The following is an 18,710-nucleotide window of genomic DNA, read 5'->3' on the forward strand; positions in this document are numbered from 1 at the left end:
AGAGAAGGTCTGTTTGAAAAAAAGAACCTAAAGTGTGTTTTTTCCAAGAGAAACTTAAGGAATACGCTGGATGTATCCTTTTTTTTACGATAAAATATAGACTGTGTGTTTTTTTCGCAAGACATGCACGTGAACGAATTTGAGAGGTTTGATATGAAATGAAATTACAAGAACTCCTTACATACTTTAAAAGTGAAAACAACGAATTAATAAACGAAAATCCTGATATCACTTCCATCGAAATGGATTCTAGAGAGGTGAAAAAAGGAAGCCTTTTTGTCTGTATAAAAGGCTATACAGTAGATGGACACGATTATGCTGAAAAAGCGGTGAAAAGCGGGGCTGCAGCGATTGTAGCAGAACACCCTCTTAACATAACAGATGTACCAGTCATTATTGTGAAACACTCTCAAAGAGCTCTTGCAAGAATAGCTGATGCGTTTTACGAACAGCCAACTCATAAGCTGAATCTCATCGGGATCACAGGCACAAACGGAAAAACTTCCACAACACACATGATTGAACAAATGATGAGAAAAGCCGAAAAGAAAACAGGCTTAATCGGTACGATGTATATGAAGGTGAATGACGACATTCTCGATGTGAAAAACACGACACCTGAAAGTGTCACACTTCAGAAGACCTTTAAACAGATGCTTGATCAAGATGTAGACACAGCCATTATGGAAGTATCATCACACGCACTGCATCTTGGCAGGGTACATGGATGTGATTATGATATTGCCGTTTTCACAAACCTTTCGCAGGACCATCTTGACTACCACAACACAATGGAAGAATATAAACATGCGAAAAGCTTGCTGTTTTCACAGCTGGGCAGTGCCTTTCATCACGATAAGCCAAAGCATGCGATTTTAAATGCGGATGATGATGCTTCGAGTTACTATGAAAAAGTGACAGCTGCTGAAGTCATGACATATGGCTTAGAGCAAAAAGCAGATGTCATGGCAAAGAATATTCAAATCAAGCCGAAGGGAACTCAATTTGATTTAATCACTCCAATTGGCACCAAAAATGTGACAGTTGCCCTCATCGGTAAGTTTAATGTGTACAACATCCTAGCAGCTGTATCAGTAGGGATCGTATCTGGCTTAACATTTGAAACGATTGTAAGTGCTATTGAAGAGCTGGAAGGAGTTAAAGGCCGATTTGAACTTGTGAACTGTGATCAAGATTTCCCTGTGATCGTCGATTACGCCCATACACCTGACAGCTTAGAAAATGTCCTGACAACGTGTAGAGAATTAACAGCCGGCAAAATTTTCTGTGTGATAGGCTGCGGCGGCGACCGTGATAAAACAAAGCGTCCTCAAATGGCCCAAATCGCTGTGAAGTATGCAGATGAGCCTGTATTTACATCAGACAACCCAAGAAGCGAAGATCCTTCAGCTATCTTAAAGGATATGGAAAATGGTGTGCCAGACGCATATTATCATAGCTTTGTGAATCGCAAACAAGCCATCTTTTTTGCAATTGCCAATGCGAAAAAAGGCGATACAGTCTTAATAGCGGGTAAAGGCCATGAGACATATCAAATCGTTGGCGATCAAGTGTACGATTTTGATGATGCAAAGGTTGCAATGGACGCTATTTTAGATCTAAACAAATCTTAAAATGATGAAAAGAGTGTAATGAAATGAAGCATTTTGTACAAAAACAACATACGAAGAACGCGAATGAATACCTTAATAATGAATGCAATTTTCTGATGGAAAACGGCTTTGGAAATTCGGAAGGAGTAAAGAACGATGCTTGAACAGGTGATATTGTTTACAATCATAATGGGATTTTTAATCAGTGTTCTTTTATCCCCGATTTTTATTCCGTTTTTAAGAAGACTTAAATTTGGTCAAAGTATTAGAGAAGAAGGACCACAGTCTCATCAAAAGAAATCAGGTACTCCGACAATGGGCGGAATTATGATTATCTTTTCTATCACAATTACGACGATTGTGATGATCAACAAATTTTCTGAGATTAGTCCAGAAATGTTTTTATTGTTATTTGTCACGCTTGGCTACGGTCTATTAGGATTTTTAGATGATTATATTAAAGTAGCGATGAAACGAAACCTAGGTTTAACATCAAAACAGAAATTAATCGGTCAAATTGTGATCGCAGTGATTTTTTATGCAGTCTTCCATTATTATCAGTTTGCAACGACGATTCGCATTCCAGGAACAGATGTCAGCTTCGATTTAGGATGGGCTTACTTTATCCTTGTCGTTTTCATGCTTGTCGGGGGTTCAAATGCTGTGAACTTAACGGATGGACTGGATGGTCTATTATCTGGTACCGCTGCTATTTCCTTTGGAGCCTTTGCTATACTGGCTTGGAATCAATCACAGTACGATGTAGCGATCTTTTCAGTAGCTGTTGCTGGAGCCGTTCTTGGGTTTCTTGTGTTTAACGCGCATCCTGCAAAAGTATTTATGGGCGATACAGGGTCGCTTGCTTTAGGCGGAGCGATTGTAGCGATTGCCATTTTAACAAAGCTTGAAATTTTACTTGTCATTATTGGAGGAGTATTTGTTGTCGAAACGTTATCCGTTATTCTTCAAGTGATCTCCTTTAAAACAACTGGAAAAAGAATCTTTAAGATGAGTCCGCTTCACCACCACTATGAGTTAGTTGGCTGGTCTGAGTGGAGAGTAGTTGTCACCTTCTGGACAGCTGGTTTATTACTTGCTGTTTTAGGAATTTACATCGAGGTGTGGTTATAATTGAATAAGATGCAAATGTTAAAAAACGAACATGTACTAGTATTAGGTCTTGCAAAAAGCGGATATGCGGCAGCTTCAATTCTTCATGAGCATGGAGTAAATGTCATAGTAAATGACCAAAAGCCGTTTGAAGAAAATGAACCTGCTCAGCTTCTTTCTGAAAAGGGGATTGATGTCATTTGTGGCAGCCATCCTCTTCGTATGTTCGATGATAATGAAATAACGATTTTAATTAAAAATCCAGGAATTCCATATGAAAATGTGATGGTTCAAGAGGCGATTCGCCGCCAAATTCCAGTTTGGACGGAAATTGAATTAGCTTATCATTTAACCTCAGCTCCTTTTATTGGGATTACTGGATCAAATGGAAAAACCACTACCACGACTTTGATTTATGAAATGCTGAAAAGCGATAGTCAAAAAACTTTAGTGGCAGGTAATATTGGCACAGTTGCCAGCGAAGTCGCTGCAAAGGCAGCTGGCGATGAGTGGATTGTAACTGAGTTGTCTTCTTTCCAGTTAATGGGAACGGTTGATTTTAGACCTAAAATCAGCTTAATATTAAATATTTTTGATGCACATTTAGACTATCACCACACTCGTGATGAATATGAAAAAGCAAAGCAGAAAGTATACGCACATCAACTTGAAGATGACATAGCTGTCATTAACCTTGATGATCCATCAGTTGTAAAACTGGCCGAAGCTTCAAAAGCAAAAAAAGTATTTTTCTCGGTAAAAGAGCAAGTAGAACATGGTGCTTATATTAAAAATGGTGCGATTTACTACATGAATGAACATATCATTGATTTAAAGGATGTTGTTCTTCCTGGTGAGCATAACCAAGAAAATATTTTAGCAGCTATTTGTGTTGTGAAAAATACTGGCTGCTCAAATGAAGCAATCGCACACGTTCTCACGACTTTTAGTGGAGTGAAGCATCGTCTCCAGTTTGTAGATACAATTCAAAGCAGAAAATTCTATAACGATAGTAAAGCCACCAATATACTGGCAACAAGTAAAGCATTGTCAGCTTTTAAGCAGCCGACCATTTTACTAGCCGGCGGGCTTGATCGCGGTAATGAATTTGATGAATTGAAGCCTTTTATGAAAAATGTAAAAGGAATCATCACATTTGGTGAGACGGCACCTAAGTTTGTGAAGCTTGGTGAAGAACTGGGAATACATCACGTAAAACATGTCGATAATGTTGAACAAGCAGTACCTGCGGCGTTTAACATTTCTGAAGAAGAAGACGTGATTTTATTATCCCCGGCTTGTGCAAGCTGGGATCAACATAAAACATTTGAAGAACGTGGAGACATGTTTGTAAACGCCGTGCATATGCTTAAATAAGGGCTTGTCTCTCATAATGACTGACAGCCCAAATGAATTATGCTTGGGGTGTCGGTCTCTTGACGAATAAGAAAACTTCTCCGGACTTTTTGCTTGTTGTCATTACGTTACTTTTATTGACGATTGGTTTAATTATGGTGTACAGCGCTAGTGCTGTGTGGGCATCGTATAAATTTGATGATTCGTTTTATTTTGCAAAAAGACAGCTTTTGTTTGCCGGAATCGGAGTTATCGCGATGTTTTTCATTATGCGAGTCGATTATTGGACGTGGCGGACTTGGTCAAAGATATTGATTGCTGTTTGTTTTCTCCTTTTACTGCTTGTACTTATTCCAGGTATCGGTATGGAGAGAAATGGATCAAGAAGCTGGATCGGTGTCGGTGCGTTTAGTATTCAGCCCTCTGAATTTATGAAGCTTGCGATGATTGCGTTTCTTGCAAAATTCTTATCTGAAAAACAAAAAAATATCACATCCTTTCGTAAAGGTTTCGCACCAGCATTAGGCATTGTGTTTTCTGCATTTGCCATCATAATGCTGCAGCCAGATTTGGGAACAGGGACGGTAATGGTTGGAACCTGTATTATTATGATATTTGTTTCAGGTGCGAGAATTGCTCACTTTATATTTCTCGGTCTTTTAGGGCTCAGCGGATTTGCTGCACTCGTCTTATCAGCGCCCTACCGCATAAAACGAATTACATCGTACTTAAATCCTTGGGAAGATCCACTAGGCAGTGGGTTTCAAATTATTCAATCCTTATACGCTGTTGGTCCAGGCGGTCTGTTCGGAATGGGTCTCGGTCAAAGTAGACAGAAATTCTTTTATTTACCTGAGCCTCAAACAGACTTCATCTTTGCGATATTGTCTGAAGAGCTTGGCTTTATAGGAGGATCACTCATTTTGCTGCTCTTTAGTGTTCTATTATGGAGAGGCATACGAATAGCACTTGGAGCCCCAGACTTATACGGAAGTTTCCTAGCAGTTGGCATTATTTCAATGGTTGCCATTCAAGTGATGATTAATATCGCAGTTGTTACTGGACTCATCCCTGTGACAGGGATCACGCTCCCATTCCTAAGTTATGGCGGCTCATCACTGACATTAATGCTGATGGCAATTGGCGTACTTCTGAATGTAAGCAGGTACGCTAGATATTAATGTGCTGCTAGTTCATGAAACCATGATGACATTTATTTTGCAAAAGTACAAAAAAATGATTTGAAGAGTGAAAAAGACAGCTTTCGTATTGAAAACATGTTTTTTTGACTCTTCTTTACAGGTTTTAACGGAGCCCTGTTGTTTAAAACAGGGTTTATACTTTGTTCAGAGCAGAAAAAAATTGAGGGGAAATGGTATAATGCGTATAGTAATCAGTGGAGGCGGAACAGGCGGACATATTTATCCGGCCTTAGCTTTTATTAAAGAAGTGAAAAGACTGCATCCTAATGTAGAATTTTTATATATTGGTACTGAAAATGGACTTGAAAAGAAAATTGTAGAAAGAGAAAATATCCCTTTCAAGTCCATAGAAATTTCAGGTTTTAAAAGAAAGCTTTCCTTTGATAACGTAAAAACGGTGATGAGATTTCTAAAGGGCGTTCAAAAAAGTAAATCTTACTTAAAAGAATTCAAGCCAGATGCGGTCATTGGAACAGGTGGTTATGTGTGCGGCCCTGTTGTTTATGCAGCTTCTAAGCTGAAAATCCCGACTATTATTCACGAACAGAACAGTCTGCCTGGAATCACAAATAAGTTTCTGGCGAGATATGTTGATAAGGTAGCCATCTGTTTTGAAGAAGCAAAGGCACATTTTCCTTCTGAAAAGGTTGTATTTACGGGAAACCCTAGAGCCTCTGAAGTCGTCTCTATAAAAGAGGGGAAATCTCTTAAAGAGTTTGGGCTGGATGAAAAGAAAAAAACAGTTCTTATTTTTGGCGGGAGCCGGGGGGCTGCACCGATTAATAGAGCAGTCATTGACATGCAAAATGAATTAAAGGCTAAGAACTATCAGCTTTTATATATCACAGGTGAGGTTCATTATGAAAAAGTGCTGAACGAACTAAAGGAAAAAGATGCAGCACCTAATATGATCACAAAGCCTTTCTTGCACCAAATGCCGGAGTACTTGAAATCAATTGATGTGATTGTTGCAAGAGCAGGTGCCACAACGATCGCTGAAGTGACAGCCCTTGGAATCCCAACTATTTTTATTCCAAGCCCATACGTGACAGCAAATCACCAGGAAATTAATGCAAGATCATTAGAAAAGCATGACGCTGCAATCGTTTTAAGAGAATCAGAGCTTTCTGGAGAGAGCCTCCTTCATGCCATTGATGAAATTGCTGGTAATGAAGAAAAATTAAACGAAATGAGCCGCTTAACAAAAGAACTGGGAGTACCAGATGCGGCTGGACGTTTATATAATGTATTAAAAGAAATTACGACTACATGATGGAATGATATTAGGTAAGGCGGAGGGTAATATGGAGAACTTGAAGAATGAATTATTAGAAGCGCAAGTCGGTAAAGTGCTTGAAAATGAGCCGCTTGCAAATCATACGACAATGAAAATAGGCGGGCCGGCAGATCTATTGATCGTTCCTAAAGATATCGATGCAGTTAAAACGATCATGGATCAGATAAAAAAACACCACGCGGACTGGACGGTTATTGGGAGAGGGTCGAATTTACTCGTACTTGATAAAGGAATACGTGGCGTTGTCCTGAAGTTAGGCGCTGGACTTGATCATTTAACTGTAAATGATGAAGAAATTACAGTTGGCGGCGGCTATTCTGTTGTAAGGCTTGCAACGTCTCTTAGTAAGCAGGGTCTTTCAGGGCTGGAGTTTGCAGCTGGTATCCCGGGATCTATTGGCGGTGCTGTTTATATGAACGCAGGTGCGCACGGATCTGATATTAGTAAGATCCTTGTGAAAGCGAGAATCTTATTTGAAGATGGAAGCATCGAGTGGCTAACAAATGAGCAGATGAACTTTAGCTATAGAACATCTGTCCTTCAAAAGGAACGACCAGGCATTGTTCTCGAGGCCGTGTTTAAGCTCAAACAGGATGATCGCGAGAAAATCACAAAGAAAATGCAGCAAAATAAAGACTATCGTAAGGAAACACAGCCTTATAATCGACCATGTGCCGGAAGTATTTTTCGAAATCCGCTGCCTGAATATGCAGGACAGCTTGTAGAAAAAGCGAATTTAAAAGGGTACCAAATTGGCGGAGCAAGAATCTCTGATATGCATGGCAACTTTATTGTGAACGCTGGTGGTGCTACTGCTCAAGACGTGCTGGACTTAATTCAGTACATCCAAAAGAAAATTAAAGATGACTACAATGTAGATATGCTTACAGAAGTAGAAATTATCGGTGAAGCAAATTAAAAGCTAGTTTTTATGAATGATGGCATCACAGGAAAACAAACGGCATGAAAGAATGCCGTTTGTTTTCTCATCAAAATGATGACCCAAAGGTGTGGACAAGCAGCTTTGAATGGGGTGAAGAATATACATGCGACCTGATCATGAAAATGAAAAGATCGTCAATATAGAAGAACGAATTCCTAAAATTAAAGAACAAAGGAAGCAGAAAGCGAACCGGAGACTAATCTCTTTTATTCTACTGTTTTTTATCATGGTTTTAATCATTATTTATTTGCAGACACCAATCAGTAAAATTTCTTCTTTAACTATTACGGGTAACGAGCATGTCCCTACAAAACAGCTTGTGAAACTTTCTCAAATCAAAGAAGGCGAAACAGAGTTTTGGAATTTAAATAAAGATTTAACAGCAGATCATATTAAACAAAACAAACTGATTAAAAGTGTCAGTATCAAAAAACATTTTCCAAATAAGGTCAGTATTGCTGTCAAAGAATATGCCAATATTGCGTATCTTCAAAAGGGAAATCTATACTATGAGCTTCTTGAAAATGGGACAGCATTACCAGAAGAAGTCACACCAAGTCATGCAGGACCTATTTTTGTGGATTGGGACAATAAAGAGAAGCTGAAGCAAACTGTAAGATCTTTAAATCAGCTGCCAGCCTCTATTCAGGAACTCATCTCGGAAATATATTATGTGCCGACAAGCTCAAACCAATGGCTCGTTAAATTTTATATGAATGATGGGAACACTGTGATTGCATCAATTAAAACATTCGCTGATAAAATGGAAACCTATCCTGCCATTGTAAAAGAACTTTCACCTTCTGAAAAAGGCACAATCCATATGGAAGTCGCGACGTATTTTGAAGCGTTTAAATCTAAGAAAAAGGAAGATGAACGTTGAGAGGCAAAACAGTTATATTCTCAATTGTAATGCTTGTTCTTGGTTTTCTGATTTCTTTTTCATACCAATATACTAAGCAGCATCAGGCAGAGGTCATTCGCACAGAGCAATGGAAAAAAGAATACTCCTTGAAAAGTCAGCTGACAAAGCAAGAAAAGGCGAATCAGAAACTTGAAAAAGAATTATACAGCCTTCAATCACAGGTTCAAGCCACTGAGTCCAATTTGAAAAATGAAAAAGAGCAGTATTTTAATGTATTGGAAGATGTTGAGAAATACAGGATGTTTACAGGAGAGATCGGCGTAAAAGGAAAAGGGGTAAAAGTATCCCTTGAAGATGCATCTTATATCCCGAGTGGACAAAATGTCAATAATTACATTGTTCATGAGAGCCACATTTTTCATGTGATAAACGAACTATTTATATCAGGAGCCTCTGCCGTATCTATTAATGGACAGAGAATTACACACCAATCATACATACATTGTAACGGCCCAGTTGTCACAGTTGACGGTGTACAGCATCCAGCGCCGTTTGTCATTTCTGCTATCGGTGATCCGGCTGTGTTAATACCTGCATTAAATATTGCAGGAGGAGTGGTCGATCAGCTGACAAGTGATCATATTTCGATGACGATTGAAAAAAAGGATATTCGTATGAATCCTCTTTTAAAACACAAAGATTAAAAGTGAAAAGGTGAGTGGTGTTGAGGAAAAAGAAGCCTTTACTTAGTTTGACAGTCTTAATGGTGATATTCGGCATCATGGTCTCCATCCAATTTAACTCATTGCAAAAGCCCAAAGTTCGTGATACTCGCGATGTGTGGGAGCTAAGAGAGGATTTATCTGCATCTAAAAGTAAAGAATTGGATTTACTGAAAGAAATTGATAAATATGATGAAATGCTGAAAAAGTATGGTCATCAAGGTGATCAATCAAAAGAAGCTCAACTAACAAAAACATTAAAAGATTTAAAAGAAAAGGCTGGTTTTACAGAAGTGACAGGAGAGGGAATTGAAGTTGATATCTCTCAGCTCTTCTCAAAGGATCTGACTGGAGAAGAAGTGAAAAATATCCCGCCTGATCTTCTGAAAAAGCTAATCAACGAAGCCAATATGTATGGGGCAAAGCATATTTCCATTAATGACCACCGTGTGATTAATACTAGTGTGATTCGAGATATTAATGGCACGACGAAAATGGATGGCTATAGCTTAGATGGTGATGAAGTGACCATCAAGATGATCAGCGACCAGGCCGACAAATTATACAGCCGTTTAAATGTATCAGATATTGGTGATTTGTTTGCTCAGGAAAATTTCGGCTTGAGTATTAGCCAGCCAAAGCAACAAATTCAACTAAAAGCATATGACGGTGCAATTCAGGTAAACGAGTTGAAGCCTCTTGACGATGTAAAGGAGGGAAAATCTTAATGTGGCTTCCTGTACTTGGCTTAATCATAGGAGTTGCGATCGGTTTCTTAACAAATTTTACGATACCGAATGAGTATTCTAATTATCTTTCCCTCGCTGTACTTGCTGCACTTGATACATTGATTGGTGGAATCAGGGCACATCTGCAAGGGGCATACGATGAACTAGTGTTTGTATCAGGCTTCTTTTTTAATATTATACTTGCAATAAGTTTAGCTTTTCTGGGCGTCCATCTTGGTGTAGACTTGTATTTAGTCGGAATGTTTGCTTTCGGCGTTAGATTGTTTCAAAATATAGCAGTTATTCGAAGAATTCTACTAACTAAATGGACAATTTCTAGAGAAAAAAAGAAAAAAAGTGAGTCATAAAAAAGGATATACATATGATGTAACGAATATTTTCAGTAATCCTAATAAAAAATGTTGATTTTTTAAGTTTTGTTACACACTTGTAAAAACACATTCATTGTATTGTTGTTCAGCAAATAATAGAATAGAAAGTATTGATATGTGAGGAGGTGCCATAGAATGAACAACAATGAAATTTACGTCAGCCTTGACATCGGTACATCCAATATTAAAGTCATCGTCGGAGAAATGGCGGATGATTCGCTTAACATTATAGGTGTTGGAAATGTCCCTTCAGAAGGGTTAAAAAAAGGATCGATTGTTGATATAGATGAGACAGTTCATTCTATTAGACAAGCATTTGAACAGGCTGAAAGAATGGTAGGTTTTCCTTTACAAAAGGCGATTGTCGGAATTAACGGAAACCACATTCATATTCAGAATACGAGCGGCGTGGTCGCAGTATCTAGTGAAAACAAAGAAATACATGCTGAAGATGTGAGACGTGTCTTAGATGCTGCACAGGTAGTATCTATTCCTCAAGAACATCTCGTCGTAGACGTCATCCCGAGGCAATTTATCGTCGACGGAAGAGATGAGATCACTGATCCGAAAAAAATGCTTGGTGTTCGGCTAGAGGTGGATGGATCGTTAATTACAGGTTCTAAAACGATTCTACATAACTGGCTCCGATGTGTAGAGAGAGCTGGAATTGAAATTATGGATATTTGCTTGCAGCCGCTCGCATCGGGCTCAGCAGCATTATCGAAAGATGAAAAAAATCTAGGGGTAGCTCTCGTTGATATTGGCGGCGGATCTACAACGATTTCCGTATTTGAAAACGGGCATCTCTATTCTACTCACAGTATCCCTTTGGGCGGAGAGAACATTACAAAAGATTTGTCTATAGGACTTAGAACTTCTACTGAAGAAGCTGAACGAATCAAAAAACAATTTGGACATGCGTTTTATGATGAGGCATCGTCTGATGAAACATTTGAAGTTTCTGTCATCGGTACCGATCAGAAACAGACGTATACACAGCTTGAAGCGGCTAATATCATCGAAGCTCGGCTGGAAGAAATCTTGCTCTTTGTGGCAGAGGAATTAAGAAATATGGGTGTCCATGATTTGCCTGGCGGATTCGTTCTAACAGGTGGACAGGCAGCTATACCAGGTATCCTTTCTCTTGCACAAACGGTCTTGCAAAACAATGTTAGAATTGCAAGTCCGAATTATATTGGGGTGAGAGAACCTCAGTATATGACAGGAGTGGGTCTGATCCACTTTGCTTATCGCAATGCAAAGATTCAGGGCAGACAGGTTGGATTCCAAATGCCGGATGAGGCGTTTCATGAAGTAGGCGCATCCATGGAGCCGGTTTCTTCTGCACCACAAGTGAAAGAAGCGCAGCCAAGACCGAAAGTAAAACAAAAAGCACAAGAAGAGACAAATAAAAAACCGGGCAAAATGAAAAAACTATTTAATATGTTCTGGGAATAGAATTAGATTTTCGACGGATTAGGAGGATTCAGCATGTTGGAGTTTGAAACAAATATAGACGGCCTAGCATCAATTAAAGTAATCGGAGTAGGTGGAGGCGGAAATAACGCTGTCAACCGAATGATTGAAAATGACGTACAAGGTGTCGATTTCATTGCAGTTAATACAGATGCACAGGCGTTAAATCTATCAAAAGCAGAAACGAAAATGCAAATCGGTGCTAAGCTGACAAGAGGGCTTGGAGCAGGTGCGAATCCTGAAGTCGGTAAAAAAGCTGCTGAAGAAAGCAAAGAACAGATTGAAGAAGTATTAAAAGGCGCTGACATGGTCTTTGTAACTGCTGGTATGGGCGGTGGAACTGGTACGGGTGCTGCACCTGTCATTGCAAAAATCGCAAAAGATTCTGGTGCATTGACAGTTGGAGTCGTGACTCGTCCTTTCACATTTGAAGGAAGAAAACGTCAGCTTCAAGCAGTAGAAGGAATTGCTTCTATGAAAGAAGCAGTTGACACATTAATTGTGATTCCAAACGATCGCTTGCTTGAAATTGTTGATAAAAACACGCCAATGCTTGAAGCATTCCGTGCAGCAGATAACGTACTACGACAAGGTGTTCAAGGGATCTCAGATCTTATTGCTACACCAGGTTTAATCAACCTTGACTTTGCTGACGTGAAAACGATCATGTCTAATAAAGGTTCTGCTCTTATGGGTATTGGTGTCGCAACTGGTGAAAATCGTGCTGCTGAAGCTGCGAAGAAAGCTATTTCTTCACCACTTCTGGAAACGGCAATCGATGGTGCACAAGGTGTCATCATGAATATTACTGGTGGTACGAACCTAAGTCTTTATGAGGTACAAGAAGCAGCGGACATTGTGGCTTCTGCATCTGATGAAGATGTAAACATGATTTTCGGTTCTGTCATTAATGATAACTTGAAGGATGAAATTGTGGTAACCGTGATCGCGACTGGCTTTATTGAGCAAGAGCCAGAAGTGACAAAATCACAAAGAAATCCATTAGGACAAGGATTAAAGCAAAATCAATCCATTCCTCAAAAGCGTGAAGTGAAACGTGAGGAGCATCAGCAGCCATCATCTCAGCCGAGACAAAATACACAATCTAGCGATGATACGCTGGATATCCCAACGTTCTTGCGCAATCGTAATAAACGCTAGTCGAGTATCACTCATCCCCTTCCATTGGAAGGGGATTTTTTTCATGTCTCATATATAAAGAAACCCGTATGACTACTAATCAAAAAGTCTTAAATCTGTCTGGGTCACTTCATTCAAAATATGTATTTTGGCTTAGGGTGATTAAGTAAAAAGAATCATTTTTAAATCCTATTACAAAAAGCGACAAAATGATGATCTTTATTTGACTACATTAAATAGAACACCATGAATCTTGTCATGAACAAAGGAAAGGGAGGAGTGAGACCCGCACTCTGTTTGACCATTTGAGGAGGAGGGATTTGATTGAAAGTGAAGTTTCGCAAAACCGCCGGCTATCGTTTGATGAGTCTTTTGGTGATTGGTACTTTAACGATGACAAGCTTTGGGATGGTTCAAGCAAAATCGACTTCTACCTCATATCAAGAGGAAGCTGTTTCCTCCAAGAAAACAAAAGCAAAGATCTCATCTAGATTAATGAAACAGTTTCAACAAGAAGACAAGGTGACCTTTTTAGTCAAAATGAAGGAACAAACAAATGTCAAAAAAGTGGCGAAGGATGCTGTGTCAAAAGCCAAAAAACAGAAGTTAACAGCTGCTAAAACGCAGTACACAAAAAGATCAGCTGTTGTATCAGAACTAAGAGCAACATCTGAAGAGACGCAGGAAGCGCTGCTTGCTTATTTACAAAAGGCACAAAAGAAAAAGCAAGTGAAGGATATTCATTCGTACTATATTGTGAATGGTCTCGCTGTGACGGGAACGAAAGAAGTCATGGAAAAGGTTGCTTCCTTCCCAGAAGTAGATCAAGTACTGCCAAATGAAATCCGTCAAATTCATCGTCCTGTTGATTTGAAGACTTCAAAGCCGAACAAACAAATCAAAGCAGCAGATGGAATCGAGTGGAATATTTCTCAAGTTCATGCCCCAGAAGCATGGGCTTTAGGCTATGACGGTACTGGTACCGTTGTGGCAAGTATTGATACAGGTGTGGAATGGGATCATCCTGCATTAAAAGAAAAGTACCGCGGATTTGATCCTGCACGTCCGAATGAACCTTCACATGAATTCAATTGGTACGATGCAACGACAGGTTCTGAAACGCCATACGATGATTTAGAGCATGGTACACATGTGACGGGAACGATGGTTGGCTCTGAGCCAAATGGAGAGAATCAAATTGGCGTCGCACCAGGTGCAAAATGGATTGCGGTGAAAGCTTTCTCAGAAGATGGTGGATCAGATGCTGATCTGCTTGACGCAGGTGAATGGATTTTAGCCCCAAAAGATGAAAATGGGAACCCTCATCCGGAAAAGGCACCTGACGTAGTGAATAATTCTTGGGGCGGCGGGCCTGGTCTTGATGATTGGTATAAAGATGTGGTCAATGCTTGGAGAGCGGCAGACATCTTCCCAGAGTTTTCAGCTGGTAATACGGATTTATTTAACCCTGGCGGTGAGGGATCTATTGCAAATCCTGCGAACTATCCAGAAGCCTTTGCGACGGGTGCAACAGATCAAAACAACAAATTGGGTTCTTTCTCTTTGCAAGGTCCCTCTCCATATGGCGTCATGAAACCAGATATTGCGGCCCCAGGGGTAAACATTCGTTCTTCTATACCTGGAAAAGGGTATGAGGATGGCTGGAATGGAACCTCGATGGCAGGTCCGCATGTTTCAGCTGTTGTGGCTCTTCTTCGCCAAGTACAGTCAGATCTGTCTGTGGAAGAGATCGAAGAAATTCTCATTGATACTGCAAAGCCGCTGACAGATCAGCAATTCCCGGAATCCCCTAACAATGGCTATGGGGCAGGATTAGTTGATGCAAGAGAGGCGATCACAGCATTAACAGATGGAATTGGCAAGATTGAAGGACAGGTAACAAAAGAAGGAGAAGATACAGAACCACCTGTTTTTTCTCATAAAGGACCGAATGAAATTTTTGCCTCTACGCCAACTCCTCTAAGCATCACAGCCGAAGATGAAGTAGCTGTGACAAATGTCTCCTTGAGCTATCAAGTGGATCAAGGGAAAAGGGAGACGCTGCAAGCAAAACGTACGGATGGAAATCATTTAAAGGGGACATATGTTGTCCAGCTGCCAGAACTTGAGGGAGAAAACGTCACGTACCGATGGATTGTGAAAGATTTTGGAGAAAATGAAGCCGCATCAGAACCGTATACGCTTCCGATTAAAACATCCATCACGACTGGCTACTCGCAAGATTTTGAAGCGTGGCCTAGTGGATGGTTCAGTGGTGGAACAAAAGATCCTTGGCAGTGGGGAAAGCCGACCACAGGTCCGAAACAAGCCTTTACTGGAGATCATGTCTACGCCACGAACCTAGACAGTCCTTATGAAAATCAAACAGATGCTCATTTATCCATGCCGATGATTGCTGTACCTGAGTCAGGCTCCTCCTTTTTACAATATCAATACTGGCATGACCTTGAAGCAAATTATGACTATGTGCATATTCATGTGCAGCCTGAGGGGGAAGATGCTGTCCAGGTGGCAGCCTATACAGGTAAAACAAGTGCATGGACAAAAGGAGAAGTTGATTTATCGGCCTACAAAGGTCAAAATGTGAGGGTTATTTTTCAGCTTAGAACGGATGGCAGTGTGACAAAAGACGGTTTTTATTTAGATGATGTGAAAATAACAGATGAAGCCTTGCCTCAAAAGGCAAAGAAACAACTTGGCATCATCAAAAAAGAAAAGCCAGCACAGGAGCAGAAGAAACCCGTTGATCCGAAAAGGGCAAAGCCTGCTAAAATAAAAGAAAAACATGTCCAGATGAAAAAGGAAAAAAGCTTAGATGCTCCGTCTATCAAAGCTCTTCCGATGAAGGCAGAAATCAGTGTTCTTGAAAGCGGCAAGTCCACGTACACAGATGAAGCGACAGGGAGATATCAGCTTTCTCATGGTGCAGGGGAGTTTACAGTGAAAGCTGAAGCATATGGATTTGAATCACGCACCCAAAAAGTCAATATTTCCTCAAATGACACGGCAGAGGCGAATTTCTCTTTGCAGCCACTTGAGAAACGAACGATCTCCGGCACAATTGTAAACGAAACAACGGGTGAAAAAGTCAAGGATGCCACGGTTTATCTTGTAGAAGATGCGAAAATTGAGCCGGTCAAAACAGATGAATCTGGCGAGTTTTCTCTAGAGGCATTGAGCGGTGTGTATACAGTCAAAGTATTTGCGAAAGGGTTTAAAGGATATTCGTTTACAGCGGATGTGACAGAAAAGCCGCTTGAAAAAGCAATTAAGCTTGAACCATTCATCGGTTTTGCTGGCGAAATTGGCTACGATGACGGAACAGCTGAAAATGCGCGGGCGTTCTATGATCCTGGCAATGGCTGGGCGGTGAAATTTTCATTAGAAAAGGGGAAGAAACAAGCGCAAGTCACAGGTGGGCTTTTCCGTTTCTGGACAACAGAGTGGCCAGCCCCTGGCGGGAATGAATTTGCGGTTGAAGTGTATGATGCGTCCGGGAAGGACGGCGCTCCAGGTGAGAAAGTCGCTGGACCTTTCAAAGCGAATGCGCTGCGCAATGGTGAATGGACAAAAGTAGATTTAGAAGATCAAGCCATTACGGTGGAGGGAGATTTCTACCTTGTCTATATTCAAACGAAAAAGAATACGGAATCTCCAGGCCTTGCAACAGATGAAGATGGACCAAATGCTGAAAGAAGTTGGCAGCTGACAAGCGGTGCCTTTTCTCCTTCTCCAAAAGAAGAGGGAAATTATATGATTCGTGCGCTTGTCCAATATGAAGCAGATGTACCAGAAATAACGTCTCCAAAAGCAGGAACGGTCACGAACAAAGATGAACTGGAGATTGAAGGAAAAGCCTCTCCAGGGCTTGATGTAGCGATCTATCAAAATGATGAAGAGATTGCCAAAGTAAAAGCAGACCAGTCAGGTGTTTTCAAAGAGAAGGTCACAGTGTCAAGCGGAGAGCATGTATTCACGGCTGCTACTGTTACGGATAAAGGCGCAACGAAAAAATCCAAATCAGTAAAGGTGATCATTGATCAAACAGCCCCAGCGTTAACGATAGATACACCGAAAAAAGGGGAAAAGTCTAACAAAGAATCTCTCACTGTAGAAGGAAAGGTAACGGATGATCATCTTGATCAAGTCACTGTGGATGGAAAAAAGGCAGCAATAAAAGATGGGAAATATACTGCAAGAATACTGCTTGAAAACGGGAAAAATACGATCAAAGTAACAGCGAAAGATGCAGCAGGAAACAAAACGACTAAAAAAGTCGATATCGATGTTCAATACGAAGCACCTGAGATTTCAAAGCTGACACCAGCAGAGAATGTCAATCTATCATCAGGTGAGTCTGTTAAAATTTCATTTCACAGCAGAGAAAAGTTAGACGCAACGTTTGTCATTCATATGCCGCTGACAAATGCTAGATCAAAGCTGCAAAATACAACAGAGCTGCCGCTTCGCGAGGTAGCTAACGGAACATATGAAGGCTACTGGACAGCTACCTCTACTGCCAAAGCAAAAGGTGCAGTCATTGAAGTGATTGTGCGGGATGATTATGGAAATGTCACACGACAAAAGGCTCCAGGCACATTAAATATCAATGAAAAATAATCCTTGAAAAAAGGCACGACTCCTAGGAGCGTGTCTTTTTCATTTCGAACAATTGTTTGAAGGCTTGTCCAGGAGCACACTCCCTTGCTTTACGCTCTCATTCCTCGACAAAAACAATAACAATCCACCAAAAGTTCTCTATCATCCCCAACAAGAATTGACAGACTTCCATCTCATGGCTGTTTTATACTGGTACAAACAAGTGCAAGTACTGCTTTTGATTCTTTGTTTCAGATGAAAGGAGCAGAAGGTGGTCATTTATTTAGATGTGATTTGGCTGTTAAACTTTTGTTTTGATCTATTGCTTCTCTTACTCACTGCATTTATTCTCAAACGACAAGTAAAAAAAAGGCGATATATGTTAGGAGCTCTGATTGGATCGAGCATTGTTCTCTTGCTCTTTACACCATTTGCAATGTTTGTGTCACACCCTCTAGGCAAACTGCTTTTTTCTGTCTTGATCGTGCTTGCAACTTTTGGATTTCAAAGATTTCGTTCCTTTTTTCAAAACCTGTTTGCTTTTTACTTTGTCACATTTTTGATGGGAGGAGGCATGATCGGGGTTCATTCGTTTTTACAAACCAATACTGTTATTCAAAACGGGCTGCTGATTTCACAAAATGATGGATTTGGTGATCCCATTAGCTGGCTTTTCGTTTTAACTGGCTTTCCTGCGATTTGGCTCTTTTCAAAGAAAAGATTAGGAGAGGTCGGTGCGAAAAAAAGACAGTTTGATGAACAAGTACTTGTGGAGATACACATTCACGGAGAGACCATCCGGCTAAAGGGACTCGTCGATTCTGGCAATCAGCTGTATGATCCTATGACGAAAACACCTGTGATGATTGTTCAGGCCGATCAGCTCATGTCCATTTGCGGAGAGCCTTTTATAGAGCTTATGAAGCAGTCTCATCCTGTTGAAGTGATGCAAAAGCTAGATGATCGATTTCCGCTTCTTGATCGTTTAAGACTTGTTCCATATCGAGCGGTCGGTCATGATCACGGGTTTCTTCTATGCTTAAAACCAGATACGGTCATCATTTATTCAAAAACACATATGATCCAGCCAGCCAAGTGTTTTGTAGGCATGAGTCTAAGCGGTTTATCAGCAGATCAGGAATTTCAATCCATCATTCATCCAGATATGTTAGACGGAAAAATCATCCAAGGGGTGTCTTAAGTTTTGGTGATGTCTTTTATCTTACGAGGTCAACTTGACATTTAG

General features: G+C 40.4%; 14 protein-coding genes. All 14 read left to right on the forward strand.

Translation table 11 applies throughout. The annotated features are described in order from the left end of the window. Positions 1-158: 158 nt before the first annotated feature. Positions 159-1,634 (forward strand): UDP-N-acetylmuramoyl-L-alanyl-D-glutamate--2,6-diaminopimelate ligase, encoded by a 1,476-nt coding sequence (locus QR42_RS07220; protein WP_039178333.1) that lies wholly within the window; start codon positions 159-161, stop codon positions 1,632-1,634. Between the two features lie 135 nt (positions 1,635-1,769). Next, entirely contained in the window at positions 1,770-2,744 is a 975-nt protein-coding gene (mraY, locus tag QR42_RS07225; RefSeq protein WP_039178336.1) for a phospho-N-acetylmuramoyl-pentapeptide-transferase, read from the forward strand. A gap of 9 nt (positions 2,745-2,753) precedes the next feature. Next, positions 2,754-4,100: a UDP-N-acetylmuramoyl-L-alanine--D-glutamate ligase gene (gene murD, locus QR42_RS07230; protein ID WP_052196550.1), complete on the forward strand. Its 1,347-nt coding sequence runs from the start codon at positions 2,754-2,756 to the stop codon at positions 4,098-4,100. 59 nt (positions 4,101-4,159) lie between these two features. Next, entirely contained in the window at positions 4,160-5,260 is a 1,101-nt protein-coding gene (gene spoVE, locus QR42_RS07235; RefSeq protein WP_024424259.1) for a stage V sporulation protein E, read from the forward strand. Positions 5,261-5,459: 199 nt separating this feature from the next. Further along, positions 5,460-6,554, forward strand: a complete 1,095-nt coding sequence (gene murG / locus QR42_RS07240) for an undecaprenyldiphospho-muramoylpentapeptide beta-N-acetylglucosaminyltransferase (protein ID WP_039178340.1) — start codon at positions 5,460-5,462, stop codon at positions 6,552-6,554. A gap of 31 nt (positions 6,555-6,585) precedes the next feature. Next, on the forward strand, positions 6,586-7,497 hold the full coding sequence (gene murB / locus QR42_RS07245) for a UDP-N-acetylmuramate dehydrogenase (protein WP_039178343.1): 912 nt from the start codon (positions 6,586-6,588) through the stop codon (positions 7,495-7,497). A gap of 127 nt (positions 7,498-7,624) precedes the next feature. Continuing rightward, positions 7,625-8,404, forward strand: coding sequence for a cell division protein FtsQ/DivIB (locus tag QR42_RS07250; RefSeq protein WP_039178345.1), 780 nt, complete (start codon positions 7,625-7,627; stop codon positions 8,402-8,404). Next, positions 8,401-9,090: a DUF881 domain-containing protein gene (locus tag QR42_RS07255; RefSeq protein ID WP_039178348.1), complete on the forward strand. Its 690-nt coding sequence runs from the start codon at positions 8,401-8,403 to the stop codon at positions 9,088-9,090. The genes QR42_RS07250 and QR42_RS07255 overlap by 4 nt, the downstream gene beginning before the upstream one ends. 20 nt (positions 9,091-9,110) lie before the next feature. Beyond that, complete coding sequence (locus QR42_RS07260; RefSeq protein ID WP_039178351.1) at positions 9,111-9,836, forward strand: DUF881 domain-containing protein; 726 nt, start codon at positions 9,111-9,113, stop codon at positions 9,834-9,836. Continuing rightward, positions 9,836-10,204: a small basic family protein gene (locus QR42_RS07265; protein ID WP_003210988.1), complete on the forward strand. Its 369-nt coding sequence runs from the start codon at positions 9,836-9,838 to the stop codon at positions 10,202-10,204. The genes QR42_RS07260 and QR42_RS07265 overlap by 1 nt, the downstream gene beginning before the upstream one ends. 159 nt (positions 10,205-10,363) lie before the next feature. Next, the gene (gene ftsA, locus QR42_RS07270; RefSeq protein WP_039178353.1) at positions 10,364-11,686 is read left to right on the forward strand and encodes a cell division protein FtsA; all 1,323 of its coding nucleotides are present in this window, start codon (positions 10,364-10,366) and stop codon (positions 11,684-11,686) included. Between the two features lie 33 nt (positions 11,687-11,719). Beyond that, positions 11,720-12,865 (forward strand): cell division protein FtsZ, encoded by a 1,146-nt coding sequence (ftsZ, locus tag QR42_RS07275; RefSeq protein WP_003211613.1) that lies wholly within the window; start codon positions 11,720-11,722, stop codon positions 12,863-12,865. Positions 12,866-13,168: 303 nt separating this feature from the next. Then, positions 13,169-17,485: a S8 family peptidase gene (locus tag QR42_RS07280; protein ID WP_039178357.1), complete on the forward strand. Its 4,317-nt coding sequence runs from the start codon at positions 13,169-13,171 to the stop codon at positions 17,483-17,485. A 250-nt stretch (positions 17,486-17,735) separates the two neighbouring features. After that, on the forward strand, positions 17,736-18,665 hold the full coding sequence (gene spoIIGA / locus QR42_RS07285; protein WP_039178359.1) for a sigma-E processing peptidase SpoIIGA: 930 nt from the start codon (positions 17,736-17,738) through the stop codon (positions 18,663-18,665). Positions 18,666-18,710: the final 45 nt, after the last annotated feature.

The organism is Bacillus sp. WP8, assembly GCF_000800825.1.
GTDB lineage: Bacteria > Bacillota > Bacilli > Bacillales > Bacillaceae > Bacillus > Bacillus safensis.

Coding starts and splice junctions, on each gene's coding strand:
- QR42_RS07265 (WP_003210988.1), top strand. CDS start 9,836: ATGTGGCTTCCTGTACTTGGCTTAATCATAGGAGTTGCGATCGGTTTC.
- ftsZ (WP_003211613.1), top strand. CDS start 11,720: ATGTTGGAGTTTGAAACAAATATAGACGGCCTAGCATCAATTAAAGTA.
- murB (WP_039178343.1), top strand. CDS start 6,586: ATGGAGAACTTGAAGAATGAATTATTAGAAGCGCAAGTCGGTAAAGTG.
- mraY (WP_039178336.1), top strand. CDS start 1,770: ATGCTTGAACAGGTGATATTGTTTACAATCATAATGGGATTTTTAATC.
- murG (WP_039178340.1), top strand. CDS start 5,460: ATGCGTATAGTAATCAGTGGAGGCGGAACAGGCGGACATATTTATCCG.
- murD (WP_052196550.1), top strand. CDS start 2,754: ATGCAAATGTTAAAAAACGAACATGTACTAGTATTAGGTCTTGCAAAA.
- ftsA (WP_039178353.1), top strand. CDS start 10,364: ATGAACAACAATGAAATTTACGTCAGCCTTGACATCGGTACATCCAAT.
- QR42_RS07250 (WP_039178345.1), top strand. CDS start 7,625: ATGCGACCTGATCATGAAAATGAAAAGATCGTCAATATAGAAGAACGA.
- QR42_RS07220 (WP_039178333.1), top strand. CDS start 159: ATGAAATTACAAGAACTCCTTACATACTTTAAAAGTGAAAACAACGAA.